24 protein-coding genes, 1 riboswitch and 1 other annotated feature are annotated in these 18,583 nt (G+C 35.4%); all 24 genes read left to right on the top strand.

The window, feature by feature from the left end; translation table 11 throughout:
• Positions 1–11 precede the first annotated feature (11 nt).
• The 24 genes from ftsZ to GGQ84_RS05560 all read left to right on the top strand — a co-directional run bounded on the left by ftsZ (position 12) and on the right by GGQ84_RS05560 (position 18,075).
• Positions 12–1,079: a cell division protein FtsZ gene (gene ftsZ / locus GGQ84_RS05675; RefSeq protein ID WP_429160328.1), complete on the top strand. Its 1,068-nt coding sequence runs from the start codon at positions 12–14 to the stop codon at positions 1,077–1,079.
• Between the two features lie 138 nt (positions 1,080–1,217).
• The gene (locus tag GGQ84_RS05670) at positions 1,218–2,123 is read left to right on the top strand and encodes a sigma-E processing peptidase SpoIIGA (RefSeq protein WP_429160324.1); all 906 of its coding nucleotides are present in this window, start codon (positions 1,218–1,220) and stop codon (positions 2,121–2,123) included.
• A gap of 20 nt (positions 2,124–2,143) precedes the next feature.
• Positions 2,144–2,872 carry an RNA polymerase sporulation sigma factor SigE gene (gene sigE, locus GGQ84_RS05665; RefSeq protein WP_429160322.1) on the top strand — a complete coding sequence of 243 codons (729 nt, stop codon included), beginning with the start codon at positions 2,144–2,146 and terminating at the stop codon, positions 2,870–2,872.
• Positions 2,873–2,959: 87 nt separating this feature from the next.
• A complete protein-coding gene (gene sigG / locus GGQ84_RS05660) occupies positions 2,960–3,733 on the top strand; it encodes an RNA polymerase sporulation sigma factor SigG (protein WP_429160321.1) in 774 nt (257 codons plus the stop codon).
• 16 nt (positions 3,734–3,749) lie between these two features.
• Positions 3,750–3,887 (top strand): hypothetical protein, encoded by a 138-nt coding sequence (locus GGQ84_RS05655; RefSeq protein WP_429160318.1) that lies wholly within the window; start codon positions 3,750–3,752, stop codon positions 3,885–3,887.
• An 89-nt stretch (positions 3,888–3,976) separates the two neighbouring features.
• Positions 3,977–4,231 (top strand): YlmC/YmxH family sporulation protein, encoded by a 255-nt coding sequence (locus GGQ84_RS05650; RefSeq protein ID WP_429160473.1) that lies wholly within the window; start codon positions 3,977–3,979, stop codon positions 4,229–4,231.
• Between the two features lie 23 nt (positions 4,232–4,254).
• Positions 4,255–5,103 (top strand): peptidoglycan editing factor PgeF, encoded by an 849-nt coding sequence (gene pgeF / locus GGQ84_RS05645; protein WP_429160315.1) that lies wholly within the window; start codon positions 4,255–4,257, stop codon positions 5,101–5,103.
• A gap of 64 nt (positions 5,104–5,167) precedes the next feature.
• A riboswitch (molybdenum cofactor riboswitch) is annotated at positions 5,168–5,321 on the top strand.
• Positions 5,322–5,395: 74 nt separating this feature from the next.
• Entirely contained in the window at positions 5,396–6,142 is a 747-nt protein-coding gene (gene tatC, locus GGQ84_RS05640; protein ID WP_429160312.1) for a twin-arginine translocase subunit TatC, read from the top strand.
• A 9-nt stretch (positions 6,143–6,151) separates the two neighbouring features.
• Positions 6,152–7,171 carry a molybdopterin-binding protein gene (locus GGQ84_RS05635; RefSeq protein ID WP_429160310.1) on the top strand — a complete coding sequence of 340 codons (1,020 nt, stop codon included), beginning with the start codon at positions 6,152–6,154 and terminating at the stop codon, positions 7,169–7,171.
• Between the two features lie 5 nt (positions 7,172–7,176).
• Positions 7,177–8,412 carry a molybdopterin molybdotransferase MoeA gene (locus GGQ84_RS05630; RefSeq protein ID WP_429160307.1) on the top strand — a complete coding sequence of 412 codons (1,236 nt, stop codon included), beginning with the start codon at positions 7,177–7,179 and terminating at the stop codon, positions 8,410–8,412.
• Complete coding sequence (mobB, locus tag GGQ84_RS05625; protein ID WP_429160304.1) at positions 8,409–8,942, top strand: molybdopterin-guanine dinucleotide biosynthesis protein B; 534 nt, start codon at positions 8,409–8,411, stop codon at positions 8,940–8,942. The genes GGQ84_RS05630 and mobB overlap by 4 nt, the downstream gene beginning before the upstream one ends.
• Positions 8,926–9,903: a GTP 3',8-cyclase MoaA gene (gene moaA / locus GGQ84_RS05620; RefSeq protein WP_429160301.1), complete on the top strand. Its 978-nt coding sequence runs from the start codon at positions 8,926–8,928 to the stop codon at positions 9,901–9,903. The genes mobB and moaA overlap by 17 nt, the downstream gene beginning before the upstream one ends.
• Before the next feature lie 3 nt (positions 9,904–9,906).
• Positions 9,907–10,392 carry a cyclic pyranopterin monophosphate synthase MoaC gene (moaC, locus tag GGQ84_RS05615; RefSeq protein WP_429160299.1) on the top strand — a complete coding sequence of 162 codons (486 nt, stop codon included), beginning with the start codon at positions 9,907–9,909 and terminating at the stop codon, positions 10,390–10,392.
• Positions 10,392–10,826, top strand: a complete 435-nt coding sequence (locus tag GGQ84_RS05610; RefSeq protein WP_429160296.1) for an MOSC domain-containing protein — start codon at positions 10,392–10,394, stop codon at positions 10,824–10,826. Before moaC ends, GGQ84_RS05610 begins: the two co-directional genes overlap by 1 nt.
• Before the next feature lie 15 nt (positions 10,827–10,841).
• Positions 10,842–12,113, top strand: coding sequence for a LytS/YhcK type 5TM receptor domain-containing protein (locus GGQ84_RS05605; RefSeq protein ID WP_429160293.1), 1,272 nt, complete (start codon positions 10,842–10,844; stop codon positions 12,111–12,113).
• Positions 12,100–12,765, top strand: a complete 666-nt coding sequence (locus tag GGQ84_RS05600) for a response regulator (RefSeq protein ID WP_429160290.1) — start codon at positions 12,100–12,102, stop codon at positions 12,763–12,765. The genes GGQ84_RS05605 and GGQ84_RS05600 overlap by 14 nt, the downstream gene beginning before the upstream one ends.
• A 111-nt stretch (positions 12,766–12,876) precedes the next feature.
• Positions 12,877–13,824: a biotin/lipoyl attachment domain-containing protein gene (locus GGQ84_RS05595; protein ID WP_429160288.1), complete on the top strand. Its 948-nt coding sequence runs from the start codon at positions 12,877–12,879 to the stop codon at positions 13,822–13,824.
• A gap of 18 nt (positions 13,825–13,842) precedes the next feature.
• Positions 13,843–14,538, top strand: a complete 696-nt coding sequence (locus tag GGQ84_RS05590) for a YggS family pyridoxal phosphate-dependent enzyme (protein WP_429160286.1) — start codon at positions 13,843–13,845, stop codon at positions 14,536–14,538.
• Between the two features lie 21 nt (positions 14,539–14,559).
• The gene (locus tag GGQ84_RS05585) at positions 14,560–15,015 is read left to right on the top strand and encodes a cell division protein SepF (RefSeq protein ID WP_429160284.1); all 456 of its coding nucleotides are present in this window, start codon (positions 14,560–14,562) and stop codon (positions 15,013–15,015) included.
• Between the two features lie 3 nt (positions 15,016–15,018).
• Complete coding sequence (proC, locus tag GGQ84_RS05580; protein WP_429160282.1) at positions 15,019–15,828, top strand: pyrroline-5-carboxylate reductase; 810 nt, start codon at positions 15,019–15,021, stop codon at positions 15,826–15,828.
• A 12-nt stretch (positions 15,829–15,840) separates the two neighbouring features.
• Positions 15,841–16,107, top strand: a complete 267-nt coding sequence (locus tag GGQ84_RS05575; RefSeq protein WP_429160279.1) for a YggT family protein — start codon at positions 15,841–15,843, stop codon at positions 16,105–16,107.
• Between the two features lie 8 nt (positions 16,108–16,115).
• Positions 16,116–16,904, top strand: a complete 789-nt coding sequence (locus GGQ84_RS05570; RefSeq protein WP_429160276.1) for a YlmH family RNA-binding protein — start codon at positions 16,116–16,118, stop codon at positions 16,902–16,904.
• Positions 16,905–16,967: 63 nt separating this feature from the next.
• Positions 16,968–17,438, top strand: coding sequence for a DivIVA domain-containing protein (locus GGQ84_RS05565; RefSeq protein WP_429160273.1), 471 nt, complete (start codon positions 16,968–16,970; stop codon positions 17,436–17,438).
• Between the two features lie 16 nt (positions 17,439–17,454).
• The gene (locus GGQ84_RS05560; RefSeq protein ID WP_429160270.1) at positions 17,455–18,075 is read left to right on the top strand and encodes a nucleoside phosphorylase-I family protein; all 621 of its coding nucleotides are present in this window, start codon (positions 17,455–17,457) and stop codon (positions 18,073–18,075) included.
• A gap of 72 nt (positions 18,076–18,147) precedes the next feature.
• Positions 18,148–18,366: a binding site (T-box leader), on the top strand.
• Positions 18,367–18,583 lie beyond the last annotated feature (217 nt).

Genomic DNA, 18,583 nt, shown 5'->3' with positions numbered 1-18,583 from the left:
GAGGGCTTTTTATGTTGGAGTTTGATGTAGATGCGGAACAATTTGCAGAAATAAAAGTAGTAGGAGTCGGTGGGGGCGGTAACAACGCAGTCAACCGAATGATAATATCAGGATTAAAGGGAGTAGAGTTCATAACAGTAAATACAGATGCTCAGGCTTTACAAATCTCAAATGCGGAACAAAAACTACAAATAGGCTCTAAACTTACAAAAGGCTTAGGAGCAGGAGCAAACCCGGATATCGGTAAAAAAGCTGCAGAGGAAAGCAGAGAAGAATTAATAGAAGCGTTACAGGGCGCTGATATGGTGTTTGTAACCGCTGGTATGGGTGGAGGTACTGGTACCGGTGCAGCACCTGTTATTGCAGAAGTAGCAAAAGAAGTTGGTGCTCTGACAGTTGGTGTAGTCACTAGACCATTTACTTTTGAGGGAAAAAAGAGAGCTAAACAGGCGGATATAGGGATTGAAGATCTTAAAAAGAAAGTAGATACTTTAATCACTATTCCAAATGACAAGCTTTTACAGGTAGTGGACAAGAATACGTCTATTAACGAAGCTTTTAGAATAGCTGATGATGTTTTAAGACAAGGGGTTCAGGGTATTTCAGATTTAATCGCCATACCTGGATTAATTAACCTAGACTTTGCTGATGTCAAGACTATTATGGTAGATACGGGATCCGCTTTAATGGGTATTGGACATGCTACTGGAGAAAAACGTGCTGCTGAAGCTGCAAAAGCATCCATATCCAGTCCACTTTTAGAAACTGCTATCGATGGGGCTCGAGGAGTGTTATTAAATATAACTGGTGGCAGTAATTTAGGCTTATTTGAAGTTAATGAGGCGGCTGAAATTATTTCTGCTGCAGCTGACCCAGAAGCGAATATAATTTTTGGTGCAGTTATCGATGAAGACCTAGAAGATGAAATCCGGGTTACTGTTATAGCTACTGGTTTTGATGAAAAGAAGGAAACTGTACAACCAGAGCAAAGTGAACAAAAGAAAAGCGAATCTAACTTAAATATTAAACCCTTTTCTAATGAAGATTTAGATATACCCGCATTTTTGCGTAGAAAATAGGTTTTAGAGCTCTCAACAAAAAAGTTGAGAGCTTTTTTTATATTAATGCCACAAAGTGACATATTTCTTTCGGTTTGTCTTATATAATGGGTAATGATAATTGTGCCCATATAAATTGAATAGACTGGTGGGAGCAAAATGGATAGCTACCAAATTGTATATGTTGATACTTTCTTTTCAGTAAATGTTTTTATGAACATCTTTATTTTATGGATGGCAGCGAGAATAGGACAATTTACTGTAAATAGCACTAGACTAGTATTAGCAGCACTAGTAGGGGCTATATTTTCACTTGCCCTACTGCTTCCCCAGGGATCATATTATAATTACTCGGTTTGGTTTGGATTGGTAAAGTTTACAGCTTCTGTAGTTATGTTTTTATTATCATTTGGCTTTGTAAGTATACGCAGACTAATTTATGGAATGGGATACTTCTATTTGGTTGCTTTTTCTACTGGAGGAGCCATCTACGGCCTGATATCCTTTTTTGGAGTTGACAGTTTGAATGAAGTGATTAAATTTATATGGCTGCCCCTAGGGATGTTAATAATAGCAATAACCTTTTCTAAAATAATCCACCGCGTAAAACAAAAAGCCCTCACAAGCCAGAATAGGTTTACTGTAACAATATCTATTGACGGGATGGAAACAGAAGTAGCCGGATTAGTTGATACAGGAAACAGTTTAAAAGACCCAATTACAAACTTACCCGTTGTAATAGTGGAAGCATCTAAACTAAGGAATATTATGCCTTCTAGTCTGCTTGAAAATTTAGAAAGTGAAGACCAATATGAGGTGATGGGCGTTTTGCAAAGCAAAGGTCACTCTAATTGGCAACACAAATTAAAGCTCATCCCTTTTTCATCAATCGGAAACAGTGGTGGCATGCTTCTTGGATTTAAGCCAGACTGGATTATAATAAGGGATGAAAAAAATTATAAGCGAACTAAAGATGTAGTTGTATGTGTTTTTAAACGAAGGCTTTGTTCCGAAGGCTCTTATAATGCACTACTACATCCAGAAATAGCACAGCAACTTACATAGTTTTGGGAGGGGTTCACTTGTTGACTAAAAAATTTTTAGAATTAAAAGTAACAATAAAGCTTCTGTATATTAAATTACTTCGCAAGTTAAATATATATGACGAAATCTATTATGTGGGAAGTAGTGAAGCACTTCCGCCACCGTTATCCAGAGATGAAGAGAATATTTTACTTCAGAAGCTAGAAAAAGGAGAGAAAGCAGTAAAAGCTGTTTTGATAGAGAGAAATCTTAGGCTAGTAGTATATATTGCCCGAAAATTTGAAAATACTGGAATAGGAGTCGAAGATCTAGTTTCTATTGGAACAATAGGGTTGATTAAGGCGGTAAATACTTTTGATCCTGCAAAAAAAATCAAACTCGCCACCTATGCATCTAGATGCATTGAAAATGAAATTTTGATGTATTTGCGAAGAAACAATAAGACTAGATCTGAGATTTCTTTTGATGAGCCATTAAACATAGATTGGGATGGAAATGAATTGTTGTTATCTGATGTTATAGGGACAGAAAATGACATAATATATAAATCAATAGAAGAAGAGGTAGACAAAAAACTTCTGAGACTTGCTTTACAAAAATTAAATTCAAGAGAAAAAACAATTATGGAGTTGCGGTTTGGTTTAAAGGGGGGGAAGGAAAAAACACAGAAAGAGGTTGCCGATTTATTGGGAATTTCCCAGTCATATATATCAAGACTTGAAAAGAGAATAATTAAGAGGTTAAAAAAAGAGATAGTCAAAATGGAGTAACGACAGATAAGACTTACTGAATAAAAACCACTGGTTTGGAAATAATTAAAATGTAATCGCAAAATATGTCCAGTGGGAGGATTTCACATGCTATTAAATAAAGTTGAAATCTGTGGTGTAAATACAGCTAAACTACCAGTCTTAAAAAATAAGGAAATGAGAAAGCTGTTCCAAGAAATGCAATCAGGAGATGAAAGCGCCAGAGAGAAGATAATAAGTGGAAATCTCCGGCTAGTATTAAGCGTTATTCAAAGGTTCACCAATAGAGGTGAACATGTTGATGATTTGTTTCAAGTTGGTTGCATCGGTTTAATGAAAGCTATAGATAATTTCGATTTAAGTCAAAACGTGAAATTCTCTACTTATGCAGTACCAATGATCATAGGGGAGATTAGAAGGTACTTAAGAGACAATAATCCCATAAGGGTTAGTAGATCCCTTAGAGATATTGCTTACAAGGCATTACAGGTTAGAGATGCATTAGTTAGCAAGAACTCTAAAGAACCTACAGTAAATGAAATTGCAAAAGAATTAGATATCCCAAGAGAAGAAATAGTATTTGCCTTAGATGCAATCCAAGAACCAATTTCTTTGTTTGAACCCATTTATAATGACGGAGGAGACCCTATTTTTGTAATGGATCAAGTAGGAGATGAAAAAAGTCAAGAGGTAAATTGGCTAGAAGGGATATCTGTTAGAGAAGCTTTAAGGAAATTGAGTGATCGGGAAAAATTGATTCTTACCCTGCGGTTCTTTGAAGGGAAAACTCAAATGGAAGTTGCTGACGAAATCAGAATTTCTCAAGCTCAAGTGTCTCGCCTTGAGAAAGCAGCATTAAGTCATATGAAAAAATACGTCTGATGTAGGGGGAAAGCTCATGCTAAAGGTAGCAACAATATGCTTAACTGTTGGCCTTATCATTGCCTTGCTTTATCAGATTAATTTAGGTGTAGAAGTAGTTGTAGAAGCATATAACACAACAAATTTTTATGGTTTACCTATAGAGAACTATTAAAAGACTATGAATTATTTCATAGTCTTTTTTTTGTAACATTCATTTGCCCCTAGAACATATAATATATAAGAATAGGGAGGTGGCAGATGTTGGTTAAGATATCAGATCTAAGACAGCGAGACGTAATTAATATTATTGATGGTAGAAGGCTAGGAGTTATAAAGGATATTGAATTAGATGTAGAAGTAGGCAAAGTGACATCTATTATTATGCCAGGGCAAAGCAACTTTCTAGGTTTTTTTAGTAAAAATGAGGATTTAGTGATAAAATGGGAGCAGATAAAAAAAATAGGAATTGATGTTATTCTTGTTGAGGTAGCTAACAGTACGGATATTAATAGATAAGGTAAATTGTGCAGTGGGATAAAGTGAGATATAATGTACCTGAGGTGAGCGACATGAAAGATGGTTGGTCAGTAAAAAAAACAGGTAAAATAGAATGTGTATTTGCGAAGAATCTACTGAATTTTGATAATATAACTCATGGGTTTTCTACGAGGTATGGGGGTGTTAGCCAGAAGCCATACGAAAGTCTTAATTTGGGTATTCATACACCTGATGATAACAATAGGGTTATTAGAAACAGAAAGATATTTACAGAATCCCTTGGTATTAACCTACAAGACTGTGTCACAGCAGAACAAGTTCATTCTAATAATATTTATATTGTGGGAAAGGCAGATAGGGGCAAAGGAATTACAGACTACTCTACTGCTGTACCAGAGACAGATGCATTGTTAACAGCAACTTCAGGGGTAGGGCTCATGATGTTTTTTGCAGATTGTATACCAATTATCTTATTTGACCCCATAAATAAAGTTATTGCAATAGCTCATGGTGGTTGGCGCGGGACTGTGGAAAATATTGTTCAAAAAACAATAGTTGGTATGATAGAAAACTTTAATTCTAAACCTAAAGATATTTTTGCAGCTATAGGTCCGGGAATAGGAAAGTGTTGTTATGAGGTTGATAACAGAATAATTAATAAAATTCCCGAGACATTTATTGATAACTACGTATTATGTCAGGTTGATGCGGAAAAATATAAATTAGATTTAAAGCTATTAAATTACAAGCAACTGCTAAGTGCAGGGATATTATCGAAAAAAATCAGTTTATCTTCTATATGTACAAGTAGTCGTGCAGATCTCTTCTTTAGTCATAGGCGAGATAAGGGTAAATCAGGCAGAATGGGTGCATTAATAATGCTTAAATAAATAATAAATGAAAAAAGATGAAGGATTATTTTAGCTTAAGTAGAATATTTTTGATTATATAGTGTAAAAAGATAATCTCCGAGCTTTAGCACCTAATAATCAAATGATTTATGGTGATAAGGCCTGAACAAAATTGTTCACAGGGTGCAGTGCTTTAGGGCTTTAGCGGAAACGCCTGTGCCTCCCAACTATTGGAAAGGAGATGAACAAGTGTACTGCTCTTGTTTGTCTTATGGACACAAGAGCTTTTTCATTAATAAAATGCAATTTGCTTGGAAGGGTAGGAATTGAGATGGCTAATGACCAAATGTCTATGGTAGAACACTTAGAAGACTTACGACGAGTAATAATAGTTTCTTTTGTAGCTCTTATTGTATCAACTATTGTAATTTATGCTGGATTTAGAGACCAATTAATGGAGTTAATATTAAAACCCATGCATGATATGGATTTACCATTGGTCTACATTACGATGACAGAAGCATTTCTGACCCATTTAAAGGCAAGTTTCTTTGCGGCAATTTTTGTTTCTATGCCGATAATCATTTGGCAAGTATGGAGCTTTGTGTTACCTGCACTATATGCTCATGAACGCAAGTACATCGTTACTATAATACCTGTATCTATGATTTTGTTTGTTGTAGGGGTACTTTTTTCTTATTTTATGGTTTTCCCATTAGCAGCAAGGTTTTTAATTGAGATTGCAGGAGAAGGACTCAGTCCTATGATTTCTGTAAGCAGGTATTTGTCATTTTTGATTTCCTTTTCAATTCCTTTTGGAATAGTATTTCAACTACCCTTAATAGTGATGTTATTAACGAAATTAGGGATCGTTACTCCAGAAAAATTAGCGGAGAAAAGGAAATATGCACTATTTGCTATAATAGTATTGTCGGCCACTTTAACACCCCCAGATATAATATCACTGAGTTTGATGGCGGGTCCCGTGGTAGTTCTTTATGAAGTTAGCATTATCTTAGCGAAGATTTTTTATAGAAAGAAGAAAAAAGTAGAGCAAGCGGATGATGACGAACTTTAGGGGGTTCTCGTGAAAAAAGTAAGGACTGAACAAGCTATAGGTAAAATCTTATGTCATGACATAACGAAAATAGTACCAGGTGAGTTCAAAGGAAGAATTTTCAAAAAAGGACATACTGTCAGAAAAGAGGATATAGAAGAGCTATTAAACTGTGGCAAGTCTCACTTATATGTGTGGGAAGAAAGTGAAAATATAGTTCATGAGAATGAAGCAGCGCAACGAATAGCCAAGGCAATAGCTGGTGACGGTATAAAATTTACAGAACCAGATCAAGGAAGGGTAAGCTTATTAGCAGGAGCTAGAGGGCGATTAAAAGTAGATGTAGAAAAATTAGAAGAATTAAATAGCATAGAGAAAATTGCCATAGCTACCTTGCATGGAAATTATATAATGAAGGAAGATCAAGTTTTAGCTGGAACAAGAGTAATTCCATTAGTAATTGATAAGGTCATAGTGGAAAAAGTCGAAAAAACTATAGAAGAACCTATTATTCAGTTGCAAAAACTTATTTCGGTAAAGTATGGTCTTATTACTACTGGTAGCGAGGTTTATTCTGGCAGAATTAAAGATGCCTTTGGACCAGTAGTAAAGGAAAAATTGAGCAACTTTGACTGTGAATTTGTAGAGCAAATAATTGTCCCCGATGAGATTGATGCTATAGAAAAAGCTATTACTCAGTTAATCGACAAAGGTGTTAACGCGGTCTTTATTACAGGTGGGATGTCAGTGGATCCAGATGACTTAACTCCTACTGCTATCAGATCATGGGGGGCAGAAATAGTAAGTTATGGCACGCCGGTTTTACCTGGATCCATGTTGCTAGTAGCCTACCACGGCAACATACCAATTATAGGGATGCCTGGTTGCGTTATGTACTCTAAAAGAACTGTTTTCGATTTAATATTACCCAAAATATTAGTAGGTGAGGTTATCACTAAAAGTGATATTGTTAAATTAGGTTATGGAGGCCTTTGTACAGAGTGTGAAATGTGTAAATTTCCAAACTGTAGCTTTGGGAAAGGCAGGTGAAATTTTTGCGTGAACTAATCGATTTAACTGAAGCAGACATGATTCTGCAAAGTAGTGTTGAGCAAATGGAAACTGAATATGTATCCTTGACCCAGTCGCTAAATAGGGTTTTAGCAGAACACATCAATGCAAGTTGTAATATACCTCCCTTTAATAGATCTCCTTTAGATGGATATGCCATTTTAGCTTCTGATACAGAAAAAGCCAATAAAGAAACCCCAGTAAAATTAATGCTAGTAGATACCGTTCCTGCTGGTTATACCTCTGAAAGAAAAGTACTACCAGGAACAGTGGTTAAAGTATCTACTGGAGCTCCTATTCCTGAGGGAGCAACGGCCGTAGTTAAATATGAGGAAACAAAAAAAGATGGAGAGACTGTTACCCTATTTAAGAAATACTCCCATAATGAAAACATTGTATTTGCTGGTGAGGATGTCTCAGTTGGCGAGGAAGTAATTCAAAAAGGGATAGTTATAGACTCTAGAGCTATAGGAATGCTAGCTGCTTTAGGTCATACTAGAGTTAAAGTATTCAAGCAACCTAGAATCGCTATTTTTAGCACAGGTGATGAATTGGTGGATGCGGAGAAGTCGTTAGGGCCTGGCAAGATCAGAAACAGTAATAGCTATGCTCTAGCAGCAGAGATATCTTCCTTAGGTGGACAGCCAGTTATTTATGGTAATATTCAAGATGATTTGTGTGCAACAACAGAAGTACTAAATAAAGCTTTGTCAGAATGTAATTTAATACTGTCAACTGGTGGTGTATCAGTGGGAGACTATGATGTTGTAAAAGAAGCCATGGTTAAAGCAGGTTTTGAATTGTTGTTTTGGAGAGTAAACCTGAAGCCTGGGACTCCAGCTGTTGCAGGAGTAAAAGAAGGCAAACTTGCTATAGGCTTGTCGGGAAACCCTGGAGCTGCCTTAATAACTTTTGACCTTTTAGCTAAACCAATAATAAAAAAGCTTAAAGGCCAGAATAGCTATAAAAGAAAAATTGTTAAAGGTAAGTTAGCAGATAGTTTTCCTAAGAGTAGTAAGCAAATGAGACTATTGCGAGCGCAAACTAGTCTTTTAGGGGGAAAGCCTGTTGCAAGGCTGACGGGAAGCCAATCTCCAGGTGTTATGAAGTCAATATTATACTGTAATAGCTATGTGGTAGTAAATGCTGGCAGTGGGCCGTTAGAGCCAGGTGCCATGGTTGATATAATTTTAACTAAAGAGATGGAGGTTTTAGAGTGATACCGATTGTTTCTGTAGTGGGTAAATCAGACGTAGGTAAAACTACTCTCATAGAGAAGCTATTAAGAGAAATAAAGCGACGAGGATATAAAGTTGCTACCATAAAACACGATGTCCACGGTTTTAATATCGATATTCCCGGAAAAGACACCTGGCGCCATGGAGAAGCGGGAGCTGATAATGTAATTATATCTTCTCCTAACAAGATTGCTATTGTGAAAAAAGTAGAGCGAGAAATGTCATTAGATGAAATTGCTGATACAATAAAAGATGTAGACTTAATTATTACTGAGGGATATAAGCGTGGGGATAAACCTAAAATAGAGGTTTTCAGAAAAGGGGTTTATGAAGAGATTTTGTGTAGTCCAGAAGAGTTGATTGCCCTTGCTACAGATGTAGAATTTCAAATCGGTGTACCCTGCTATGATCTAGATGATGCTTCAGGATTAGTTGACAGAATCGAAGAAACTGTTATGAAAAAACAAAACCCGAAAGGGGCTGTTGACTTTGAAAATGGATCCAAAAGTTAGAAAGGTAGATTACCTAAGGGTATCAGTAACAGACAAGTGTAATTTAAGATGTGTATATTGTATGCCTGAAAGTGGAATTGACCTAAAGCCCCATATAGAAATTTTAAGGCTTGAGGAAATGGCAAAAATAATAAAATTAGCCGCCTCTATGGGTATTAGTAAGATTCGCATTACAGGTGGAGAGCCTCTTGTTCGCAAGGGAATAATTAGCTTTATAGAAGAGGTTGCAAACACTCCAGGAATTGAAGATGTCTCGCTTACCACTAACGGTATCCTTCTAAAAAAATACGGGAAGGACTTGAAACAAGCGGGCTTAGATAGAGTTAATATTAGTTTAGATACTCTTAAGCCTGAAAAATTTAAAGAGATAACAAGGATAGGAAACCTTCAAGAGGTCTGGTCGGGGATTCACGAAGCATTAAAATTAGAATTAAATCCAGTTAAAATAAATGTGGTAGTGATTAGAGATTTTAACTACGATGAAATATTGGAATTTGTAGACTTAACATCAAAACTTCCAATCCACATTAGGTTTATAGAATTAATGCCGATTGGAGAAGGCGAATCCATGAACAGCAAAAATTTTGTCTCAGCTCAAGAGATATTAAAGCTAATTGAAGAAAAATACCCTGTATTACCTAGTACTAATATAAACGGGGCAGGTCCAGCAAAATACATTTCAATTGCTAAACACAAGGGAACCATAGGCTTTATAAGTGCCATGTCAGATCATTTCTGCAATAAATGTAATCGTTTGAGGCTTACTGCAGAAGGTAAGATTAGACCCTGTCTGCAGAGCAGTAAAGAAATAGACATAAAAACAATGCTAAGATATGGCGCTTCAGATGAAAAACTCAAGGAGATTATTGGTGAGGCTATTATGGGCAAACCCTTACAACATACCATGAATGAAGAAGGGTGGAAGCAACAAAATAAAAAAATGTATCATATTGGAGGGTAATATGTGGATAATTTGACTCATTTTAACGAGGCAGGCAGAGCAAAAATGGTAGATGTAAGTGAAAAAGATGATACTGTAAGAGAGGCAATTGCAGCAGGTTATATTTATATGAAAGCAGAGACAGTTGCCAGAATTAAAGAGGGAAGAATAAAAAAGGGTGATGTTTTAGCTGTTGCTCAAATAGCAGGAGTTATGGCTGTTAAACAGACAGGCAACCTAATTCCTATGTGTCACCCCCTATTAATTTCTGGAGTAGATTTGGATTTTGAAATAGATAGCACAAAAAATAGAGTAGAGATTAAAGCAAAAGTTAGAACTACAGGCAAGACTGGAGTGGAAATGGAGGCATTAACAGCTGTTTCTACAGCTGCCTTAACTATATATGATATGTGCAAAGCGGTAGATAAAGATATGACTATAACCCAGGTAAGACTTTTACAAAAAACTGGTGGGAAAAGCGGAACTTATATAAGGGAGGAGTCTAAATAATGGCAGAGGTTATAGCAGTTTGCTCAAGTGAAAAAAAAGGAGAGCGAAAAAAAGATATAGGGCAAGGAAAATTAATCGAGAATTATGGGCTAGAAGGTGATGCCCATGGTGGACCTTGGCATAGACAAGTCAGTTTATTAGCCTTAGAGAGTATAGAAAAAATGAGACAGCAAGGGTTAGATGTGAATCCTGGTGATTTTGCAGAAAACATAACAACTAAAGGAATTGAGCTTGTAGGCCTTCCTCTGGGAACTCAACTAAAAATTGGTAATGAAGCTATTGGGGAAGTTACACAAATAGGTAAAGAATGCCATAATCGTTGTGCCATTTACTATCAAGCTGGAGACTGTGTAATGCCCAAAGAGGGGATATTTATTAAAGTGGTTAAGGGAGGAAGTATTAAAAACGGTGATAAAGTGGAAATTTTAGGATAGGTAAGGTGTGGTAGAATGGCCAACATAGCAATTATCATGTTTACTAAGGACTTAATACTCAACATGACTTTAGTAGTAGCACTTACCTATTTGATAAGTCAAACAAACATAATTCATATTTTGCGTAAGACAAAATTGTCTATTAAGGAAATGATTTTAGTTACTACTACATTTGGTCTAATGTCTACACTGGCCCTTTTCTTTGGAGTACAATATGGAGACCTTACAGCTAATATGAGATATATACCTGGTATAGTTGGAGGTATTTACGCTGGTCCTATAGTAGGTGTAGGGTCCCTTGCCATAAGTGGCGTGTTTAGATTGATGGAGGTCGGTGGTATTAGAGGTTTTTTTATGGGTATAACTATGGGATTAGCAGCGGGTATTTTGGGAAGAAAAAGCGGGAGAGACATAAATTTTTCCAATTCGTTAAAGATAACGGTTACCTGTATGGCTATTCACTTTTTGTTTATAGTAGCAACTGAAGTAGATTTGACAACAGTATATCAGATGTTAGTGGAGCTTATGTGGCTTATCTATTTATTGAATACGTTAGGGGTTATGATATTCTTATATATTATTCAACAGGAGTTTAGGAGAGAAGATCAAAAAAAGGCTTTAGCAGGTTTAGCTATCATGGAAGAAAGGGATAGAATAGCTAAGGACCTTCATGATGGTTTCGCTCAAACTCTATTTTTTTTAAACACAAAAAATGCTATACTTAAGAAATTGATAATTAAGGGAGAAACAGAGAAGTCACTTAAAGAGTTAGAACAGATTAAGTTAGTTATTAAGGATTGCTTTACAGATATAAGGCAAACAATATTTAATTTAAAAAACATAGTGGATCCCGATATAGATTTTGCTACTATCCTAGAAAATTATGCAGAAAAATTTCAAAATCAACATAATATTAGAGTGCATTATGTATATAATTTAAATGAAAAAATAAGTTTTGCCTTAGAAAAGGAAATTCACTTAATGCGAATAATACAAGAAGCTTTAAATAATGTGCTTAAGCATGCAGAGGCTAATAAAGTTATTATAAGCTTTCAAGAAGAGGATGTTGAACACTTAGTTCTAATAGTAGCTGATGACGGCAAAGGGATTAAGAGTGAATCAGATAATTCGGCCAGAAAAAAGTTTGGCCTATTAAATATGCAGGAGAGGGCCTGGTCAATAGGAGCAGATTTTAAAATAGAGTCTAATCCAGGAGAGGGCACTAAAGTGATAGTGAAGTTACCTAAATCGCTGTTAAAGGAGGGAAAGAAAAGTGGAACCAGTTAAAATTCTACTAGTCGATGACCATGTTTTAGTTAGAAAGGGAATTATTAGCTTGATGGCTACCGAAGAGCAATTTGAGATAGTAGGTGAAGCTAGTAACGGTATAGAGGCATTAGAATTAGCTAAAGAAGTGATGCCAGATATCATTTTAATGGATATTAATATGCCGCAGTGTAATGGTATAGAGGCTACAAAACTTATAAAAAAACAATTACCCTATGTAAAGATAGTAATGCTAACTGTATGTGAAGATGATCAGCACTTATTTGAGGCTGTTAAAAGCGGTGCGTCAGGCTATCTTCTAAAAAATTTAGAACCTGATAATTTAGTTTCTTCCCTATTAGAGGTTGTAAAGGGTGAAGCTCCTATTTCACCGAGCATGGCTACTAAAATTATGAATGAGTTTGCCCAAGTGACAAATCCCAAACCCGAGCCAAATGCTATTAATGATTTGACTAAAAGAGAAAAAGAAGTTCTTGAAATGTTAATTGATGGCCTAACAAATAAGGAGATTGCAAAAGAATTATCTATATCAGAGAATACAGTAAGAAATCACATTAGAAATATATTTGATAAATTGCACATAGAAAACAGGGTCCAAGCAGCTACCTATGCATTGCAGCAAGGAATAAGTGGGAAAAAGAAGATTCAATAAAAAATGTCTGATAGCATCGCTATCAGACATTTTTTATTGAAGGAAATAGCAGGTTGCTATAGAATAATACCTTTAGTTAGTTAAGGTAGGTGTAAAATTTTGGAGCAAATTATGTCAAGAAGAAAAAGACTTGTGGCAAAAAATAAAAAAAAGAAGCTGAGAAAAGCTCTATTATTGGTATTTCTTATTATGCTTCTTGCTATAGTTGGAAAGAATCTAGGTGTGTATGTAATTGATAAAGTTAAGCAAATGAATTTAAGCTTAGCTGAAACACAGTGGGGATTACTTGAAGAAGCTTACGATTCGGTAGCACTTTTAGGTAAAGATGAAATTGTTTTATACTCACCCGCGAGTGGAACAGTAGAGTTGAAGGTTCAGCCTGGAGAAAGAGTAGCAGTGGGACAAGTTGTAGCAGAAATAAAGGGAGGATTTAATCAGCAGTTCTCAGAAAGAACTATACATAAAATAAAAGCCCCTAAGTCTGGAATTGTTTCTTTAGAAATAGACGGGTTGGAATATGCTTTTAAAAAAAATGAAGTGACTCAAATGAACTACTCTCAGCTTCAAGACAGGGTTAAAGAAGTGAAGTCCCTTAATTTGACGGAAATAGAACAAGGTGCTCCTATACTTAAAATAATTAATAACCTGGCAAATGTAGTTGCAGTGATAACCACTGAAGGCCTTTATGACAAAGTAAGCATAGGGGAATCGTATAAAATCAGGGTAGAGGATTGTGGTGTTATAAATAGAGCAGTATTGCTAGACAAACAAATAGGCGGGGATAAAGAGCACTTGGTTATAGAAATACTTAACTATTCAGACCCAATATTATATAAGCGCTTGCACAATATTGAGCTGATTTTAGAAGATTACGAAGGAGTTATTATAGAGGAACATTCTTTAGTCAACATAGATGGGGAGTCAAATATTTTACTTATTCAAACCAGTGGCAGGGCTGAGTGGCATCCAGTAGATGTAATAGGCAAAATAGGTGATAAAGTAGCAGTAAGAGGTGTACCTCTAGGAATGATGTATATAACTGATCCAGATATAGATTAAAGTTTTGGGAGGATGAATATGATGACTGATTTGAAGAAAAACATAGAATTGGTTAGGGATAAAATAAAAAAAGCAGCTTTAAAGGCTAATCGAAATCCTGACCACATTAAATTAATTTCAGTAACGAAAACCAGAACAGATCAAGAGATTAAAAATGTGATAAAAGCAGGACTTAACCAATTGGGAGAGAATAGAGCACAAGAAGTGCAAGAGAAGTTTGATTTGATTAGTAACTTGGGTGCTGATATTCACTTTATTGGGCACCTACAATCAAATAAAGTTAAATATATTTTAGATAAAGTAAAGCTCATTCACTCACTTGATAGAATGAGCTTAGCAGAAACATTAATTAAAGAAGCAGAAAAGAGGAATATCACTGTAGATGTCTTAGTTCAAGTAAATGTAGCAGAAGAGAGCTCTAAATTTGGTTTAAAGAGTGACCAAGTAGTCCCATTTTTAAAAGAAGTGGCGAGTAGTAAGCACTTGCAAGTTAAAGGCCTAATGACAATGGCACCATTTGAAACCGAGCCTGAACGAACAAGACCTGTATTTAAAGAGCTTAGGGAATTGAGTGAAGAAATAAGTCATTTGAACTTTAAAAATGTAGAGATGAAGTTTCTATCAATGGGAATGTCAAACGATTATGAAATTGCTGTAGAAGAGGGAGCCAATATGGTTAGGGTAGGAACATCTATTTTTGGTGAACGCCAATAGTAAATGAACAGGGGGATTGAAATGGAAAAAGGAAAAAAAGTGGTCAACAAGGTATTACACTTTTTAGGATTTGAGCGTGAAAATGAAAGGGAACGAGAAGAAATCGATTGGCAGCAAGATGATTTCATCGAAGAGAAAAATATAGAAACTATAAAAAAGGCTCCAATTGTAGGACTTCCTACTGCTAAGCAGAACAAAATTGTAGTGTTAAGTCCTATATCTTATGAGGAAGCCAAGGGTATGTCCGATCACCTAAAGGGGAAGAAGCAAATAATTGTAAATTTTGAAAAGACAGATCAAGAAGATGCACAGCGAATAGTTGACTTTTTAAGCGGTGTTACTTATGCTATGAATGGAGGCATGCAAAAGGTAGGGCAAAATATATTTTTGTTTACCCCAAGTAATACTGTAATTTCATCGGATAATAAAAAAGAAGTGTCAAAACTTATTAATATGACATGGACAAAAGGTGATTAGAGTATGCTAAAAGTAGGATTTATTGGTGGCGGAGCAATGGCCGAAGCTATAATAGCTGGCATGGTAAGAGGCAATTCAAGCTACTCAGAATGGTTTTTTGTGAGCGACCTTAACAAAGAGCGGACAAGCTACTTAAAAGACAACTACGGAATAAATATTGCCAATAGTAATAGCCAATTAATAAATGAAGTTGATGTAGTTTTTTTAGCAGTTAAGCCAGCTACTGCAGGGGAGGTTATAAAACCACTTGCTCAAATCTGGGACAAGCAAGTTTTAGTGTCTATCCTAGCGGGAACGAAAATAGATAAAATAACATCTTTATTTGGTTTTGAAGTGCCAATTATCAGAGTTATGCCCAATACACCTTCCTTAGTCGGTTCAGGAATGTCAGCACTATGTAAAAACAACTTGGTTTTAGATGAGCAATTTGAGTATGTAAAGAATATATTCGAAACAGTTGGAGAAATTTGTTTAGTTGATGAAGGTGAGATTAATGCCATAACAGGTATTAGCGGGAGCGGACCAGCATATATATTTATGGTGATAGAAGCATTAATTGATGCTGGGGTAAAAATGGGACTAAAAAGGGATTTAGCTCGTCAAGTTGCTGTACAAACTGTGATTGGTTCAGCAAATATGGTACATAGTACTGATAAGCATCCTGCACAGCTAAAGGATCAAGTAACTTCTCCAGGGGGAACTACAATAGCTGCAGTAAGTGTGCTAGAAGAAAAAGGGTTGCGCTCAGCATTAATTAAAGCAGTAGAAACAGCAAGTTTAAAAGCAGAAGAGATTGATAAGAATAATTACTGAGGTGATTTTAAATTGGAAATAATAGGTATTGTTAGAACGGCATTTAGTGTACTCACTTGGCTCATAATAGCCAGGGTATTATTATCTTGGATCAGATTAAATCCATATAATCCAGTTGTTAAATTTATATATGAATTTACTGAGCCTATTTTAGCGCCCTTTAGAAGAATAATGCCTAGTCTAGGTGGATTGCCAATTGATTTTTCCCCTATCTTGGCGTTATTCGCTATCAGATTTGTAGAAATGCTGATTATTAGATTCCTTGTAGGATTTATGTAGAGAGTTGGATGAAGATGAGGTTAGATCGTACTAAATTGTTAAATCATATTAACGACTCTGATATTCAAAGTCAGCTTACTAAGATAATTGACAAAGCTGAGCAGTGTTTGAGAACGCATCAACCTAATGCTACTGACTTTTATGAACCCCATATTATTGCAAAAGTTTCTGGTATCTTAATACAGGTACCAGATTTGCATTTTACCATAGCAGGCGGTTATTCTGAAGCTGAAAGAAGGAGAATAGTTGTTTATCCAGATTACATGGAATACGATAATGAGTTAGAACACATTAGTGTTTTGCAAATTAACTCGTTAAAACCAATTTCTCATCCGCAAGTTTTGGGTACTTTGACAGGGTTAGGGATAAAAAGAGAAAAAATCGGTGATATAATTACTACTGATAAATACTGTCAAGTTATAATGGACAAGACTGTAGCCGAATTTGCCAGGTACAACATAGAAACTATTGGTAGAGTTAAGGTGACCATAGATGAAACCGGAAGAGACAAAATTTCTTTACCTGAATGCCAGTTAAAAGAAATAACAACAACAGTTGCTTCTATGCGTCTAGATGGGATCGTAGCAGCGGGGTTTAATATCCCTAGACAAGTAGCAACAAATCTCATTAAAGCAGACAAAGTAAAATGCAACTGGGAAATAGCTAAGTCTCCTGCAGTTCAAATAGAAGTCAATGACCTAATATCTTGCCGGAAACATGGGAGGATTAAAGTTGTAGAGATAATTGGGACAACAAAAAAAGATAGAATAAAAATAAAGATTAACAAGTTGCAGTAAAAAAAAAGGAAACAGGTAATATTATGTAGAAAAAGTAAGCTACAGGACTACAGGAGGTGGCTTATGACTTTAACACCGTTAGACATTCAAAACAAAAGCTTTAAAAAGGGATTTAGAGGATATAATGAAGATGAAGTGGATGCATTCTTAGATAAAATTATAGAGAATTACGAACAGCTATACAAGGAGAATATGGATTTAAAAGATGAGGTAGAGAAGTGTAAAAATGAAGTTAATAAGTATGAAAAACTGGAAGACACACTTCATAATTCCTTAATAGTTGCTCAACAAACTGCCGAGGAAGTTAAAAAAAATGCAGATGAAAGGTCGAACCTGATTTTAAGAGAGGCAGAAAGTAAGGCAGAAAGCATGATATATGATGCCAACAAGAAAGTGGATGAAATATATAAACAATATAATGAACTACTGGAAAAAGTGAAGTTGTTCAAGATAAAATATAAGTCTTTTTTACAAGCGCAAATAGATTCTATAGATGAAGATATTGCTATGGAACGAGAAAGTAATAATAAGTAGTAAAGGAAAGGTGTTTATGAAACTGGGGGTAGTGTGTTCCTTACCTGATTACTTTGATGTAATCTTCAAGGAGACAGCAAATTACAAAAAAGAAAATAGGATGGATAGTACATATTATATCTGCAAAATAGCAAGCAAAGAATTAGTATTAGTTAAATTAAATGATGCCAGTGCTTTAGAACAAAAGATACAAGTATTACAAAATGATTTTGGTGTGGACTATTTAATGTTTATAGGAGAGGCTGAGGTAAAACTAAAGCACTTAAAAACAGGAGATTTGATGGTTATCAAAGAAGCTATTTTGAGCAATAATCAAGAAGTATACAAAGCAGAAGCGAGTATGATTGACGCTTGTTGCAAAATTCAAGATGAAGTTCAAGCTGATTTTAGTTGTAAGATTTTAGTTGGAAAGCTAACAAGTGTTGGTAGTAAAACTAATCTAGACCCTGAAAAGCACGTTTTTTGTATAAGCAGTGATGGTGTCACAGAGGCTGCAGTAGCTGTCCATAAGAACGTACCTTTTGTTAGTATCAAAGTATTAATAGAAGAAGAAAACACAGAAATTTCTACAAACGAAGTGAATAAAGTTTATAATCATCTGTACTGGTTAACAAAAGGATTAGTAGAGAAATTATAAAAAACTATTATTTAAGAAGCTATAATTGACAAATAAGAAAAAATAGATATAATATGAGTAATAAATACATGAAAAAATGCTTTGAACAGGAGAGTAACTTAAATTTTTTCTGCACAGCGATTCGGGGATGGTGGAAGCCTGAAGACAAAAATTAAGTGAAGATCACCTGGGAGCAGTTTCTTGAACCAATGTATATTGAAGTAAGGAAATCCGGTTCACTACCGTTATCAGTGATAAAGTGGAGGTTTTACTCCATTAGGGTGGTACCGCGGGTTAAGTCTCGTCCCTTTTTGGGATTGAGGCTTTTTATTTTGTCAATAAGTAGTATTAAAGGAGCATTCCTGTAATGAATTTAAATGAGGATTGAATAAAAAAAGCCCCCTTGGTATTATACGAGGTGTCCGAAGCTGATCAGCAAAAAGGACCCTTAATTTATACCCAAGGAGGACTTCAAAATGAATTATACACAAAACCAGAAAATTTCTCAAGTAAAACCATCAACTTTGAT

This window comes from Desulfitispora alkaliphila, assembly GCF_050433185.1.
In the GTDB taxonomy this organism is placed as follows: Bacteria; Bacillota; Desulfitisporia; order Desulfitisporales; family Desulfitisporaceae; genus Desulfitispora; species Desulfitispora alkaliphila.
Note: the sequence above shows the minus strand (reverse complement) of the source record. Positions and strands in the feature narration are given on the sequence as shown.

What these genes read in the sequence shown, in the direction of transcription:
- GGQ84_RS05565 (WP_429160273.1), top strand. Translation starts at nt 16,968, where the DNA reads ATGACTTTAACACCGTTAGACATTCAAAACAAAAGCTTTAAAAAGGGA.
- tatC (WP_429160312.1), top strand. Translation starts at nt 5,396, where the DNA reads ATGGCTAATGACCAAATGTCTATGGTAGAACACTTAGAAGACTTACGA.
- proC (WP_429160282.1), top strand. Translation starts at nt 15,019, where the DNA reads ATGCTAAAAGTAGGATTTATTGGTGGCGGAGCAATGGCCGAAGCTATA.
- GGQ84_RS05590 (WP_429160286.1), top strand. Translation starts at nt 13,843, where the DNA reads ATGATGACTGATTTGAAGAAAAACATAGAATTGGTTAGGGATAAAATA.
- GGQ84_RS05585 (WP_429160284.1), top strand. Translation starts at nt 14,560, where the DNA reads ATGGAAAAAGGAAAAAAAGTGGTCAACAAGGTATTACACTTTTTAGGA.
- sigG (WP_429160321.1), top strand. Translation starts at nt 2,960, where the DNA reads ATGCTATTAAATAAAGTTGAAATCTGTGGTGTAAATACAGCTAAACTA.
- GGQ84_RS05670 (WP_429160324.1), top strand. Translation starts at nt 1,218, where the DNA reads ATGGATAGCTACCAAATTGTATATGTTGATACTTTCTTTTCAGTAAAT.
- GGQ84_RS05655 (WP_429160318.1), top strand. Translation starts at nt 3,750, where the DNA reads ATGCTAAAGGTAGCAACAATATGCTTAACTGTTGGCCTTATCATTGCC.
- GGQ84_RS05560 (WP_429160270.1), top strand. Translation starts at nt 17,455, where the DNA reads ATGAAACTGGGGGTAGTGTGTTCCTTACCTGATTACTTTGATGTAATC.
- moaA (WP_429160301.1), top strand. Translation starts at nt 8,926, where the DNA reads ATGGATCCAAAAGTTAGAAAGGTAGATTACCTAAGGGTATCAGTAACA.
- GGQ84_RS05595 (WP_429160288.1), top strand. Translation starts at nt 12,877, where the DNA reads ATGTCAAGAAGAAAAAGACTTGTGGCAAAAAATAAAAAAAAGAAGCTG.
- GGQ84_RS05570 (WP_429160276.1), top strand. Translation starts at nt 16,116, where the DNA reads ATGAAGATGAGGTTAGATCGTACTAAATTGTTAAATCATATTAACGAC.
- ftsZ (WP_429160328.1), top strand. Translation starts at nt 12, where the DNA reads ATGTTGGAGTTTGATGTAGATGCGGAACAATTTGCAGAAATAAAAGTA.
- GGQ84_RS05605 (WP_429160293.1), top strand. Translation starts at nt 10,842, where the DNA reads ATGGCCAACATAGCAATTATCATGTTTACTAAGGACTTAATACTCAAC.
- GGQ84_RS05610 (WP_429160296.1), top strand. Translation starts at nt 10,392, where the DNA reads ATGGCAGAGGTTATAGCAGTTTGCTCAAGTGAAAAAAAAGGAGAGCGA.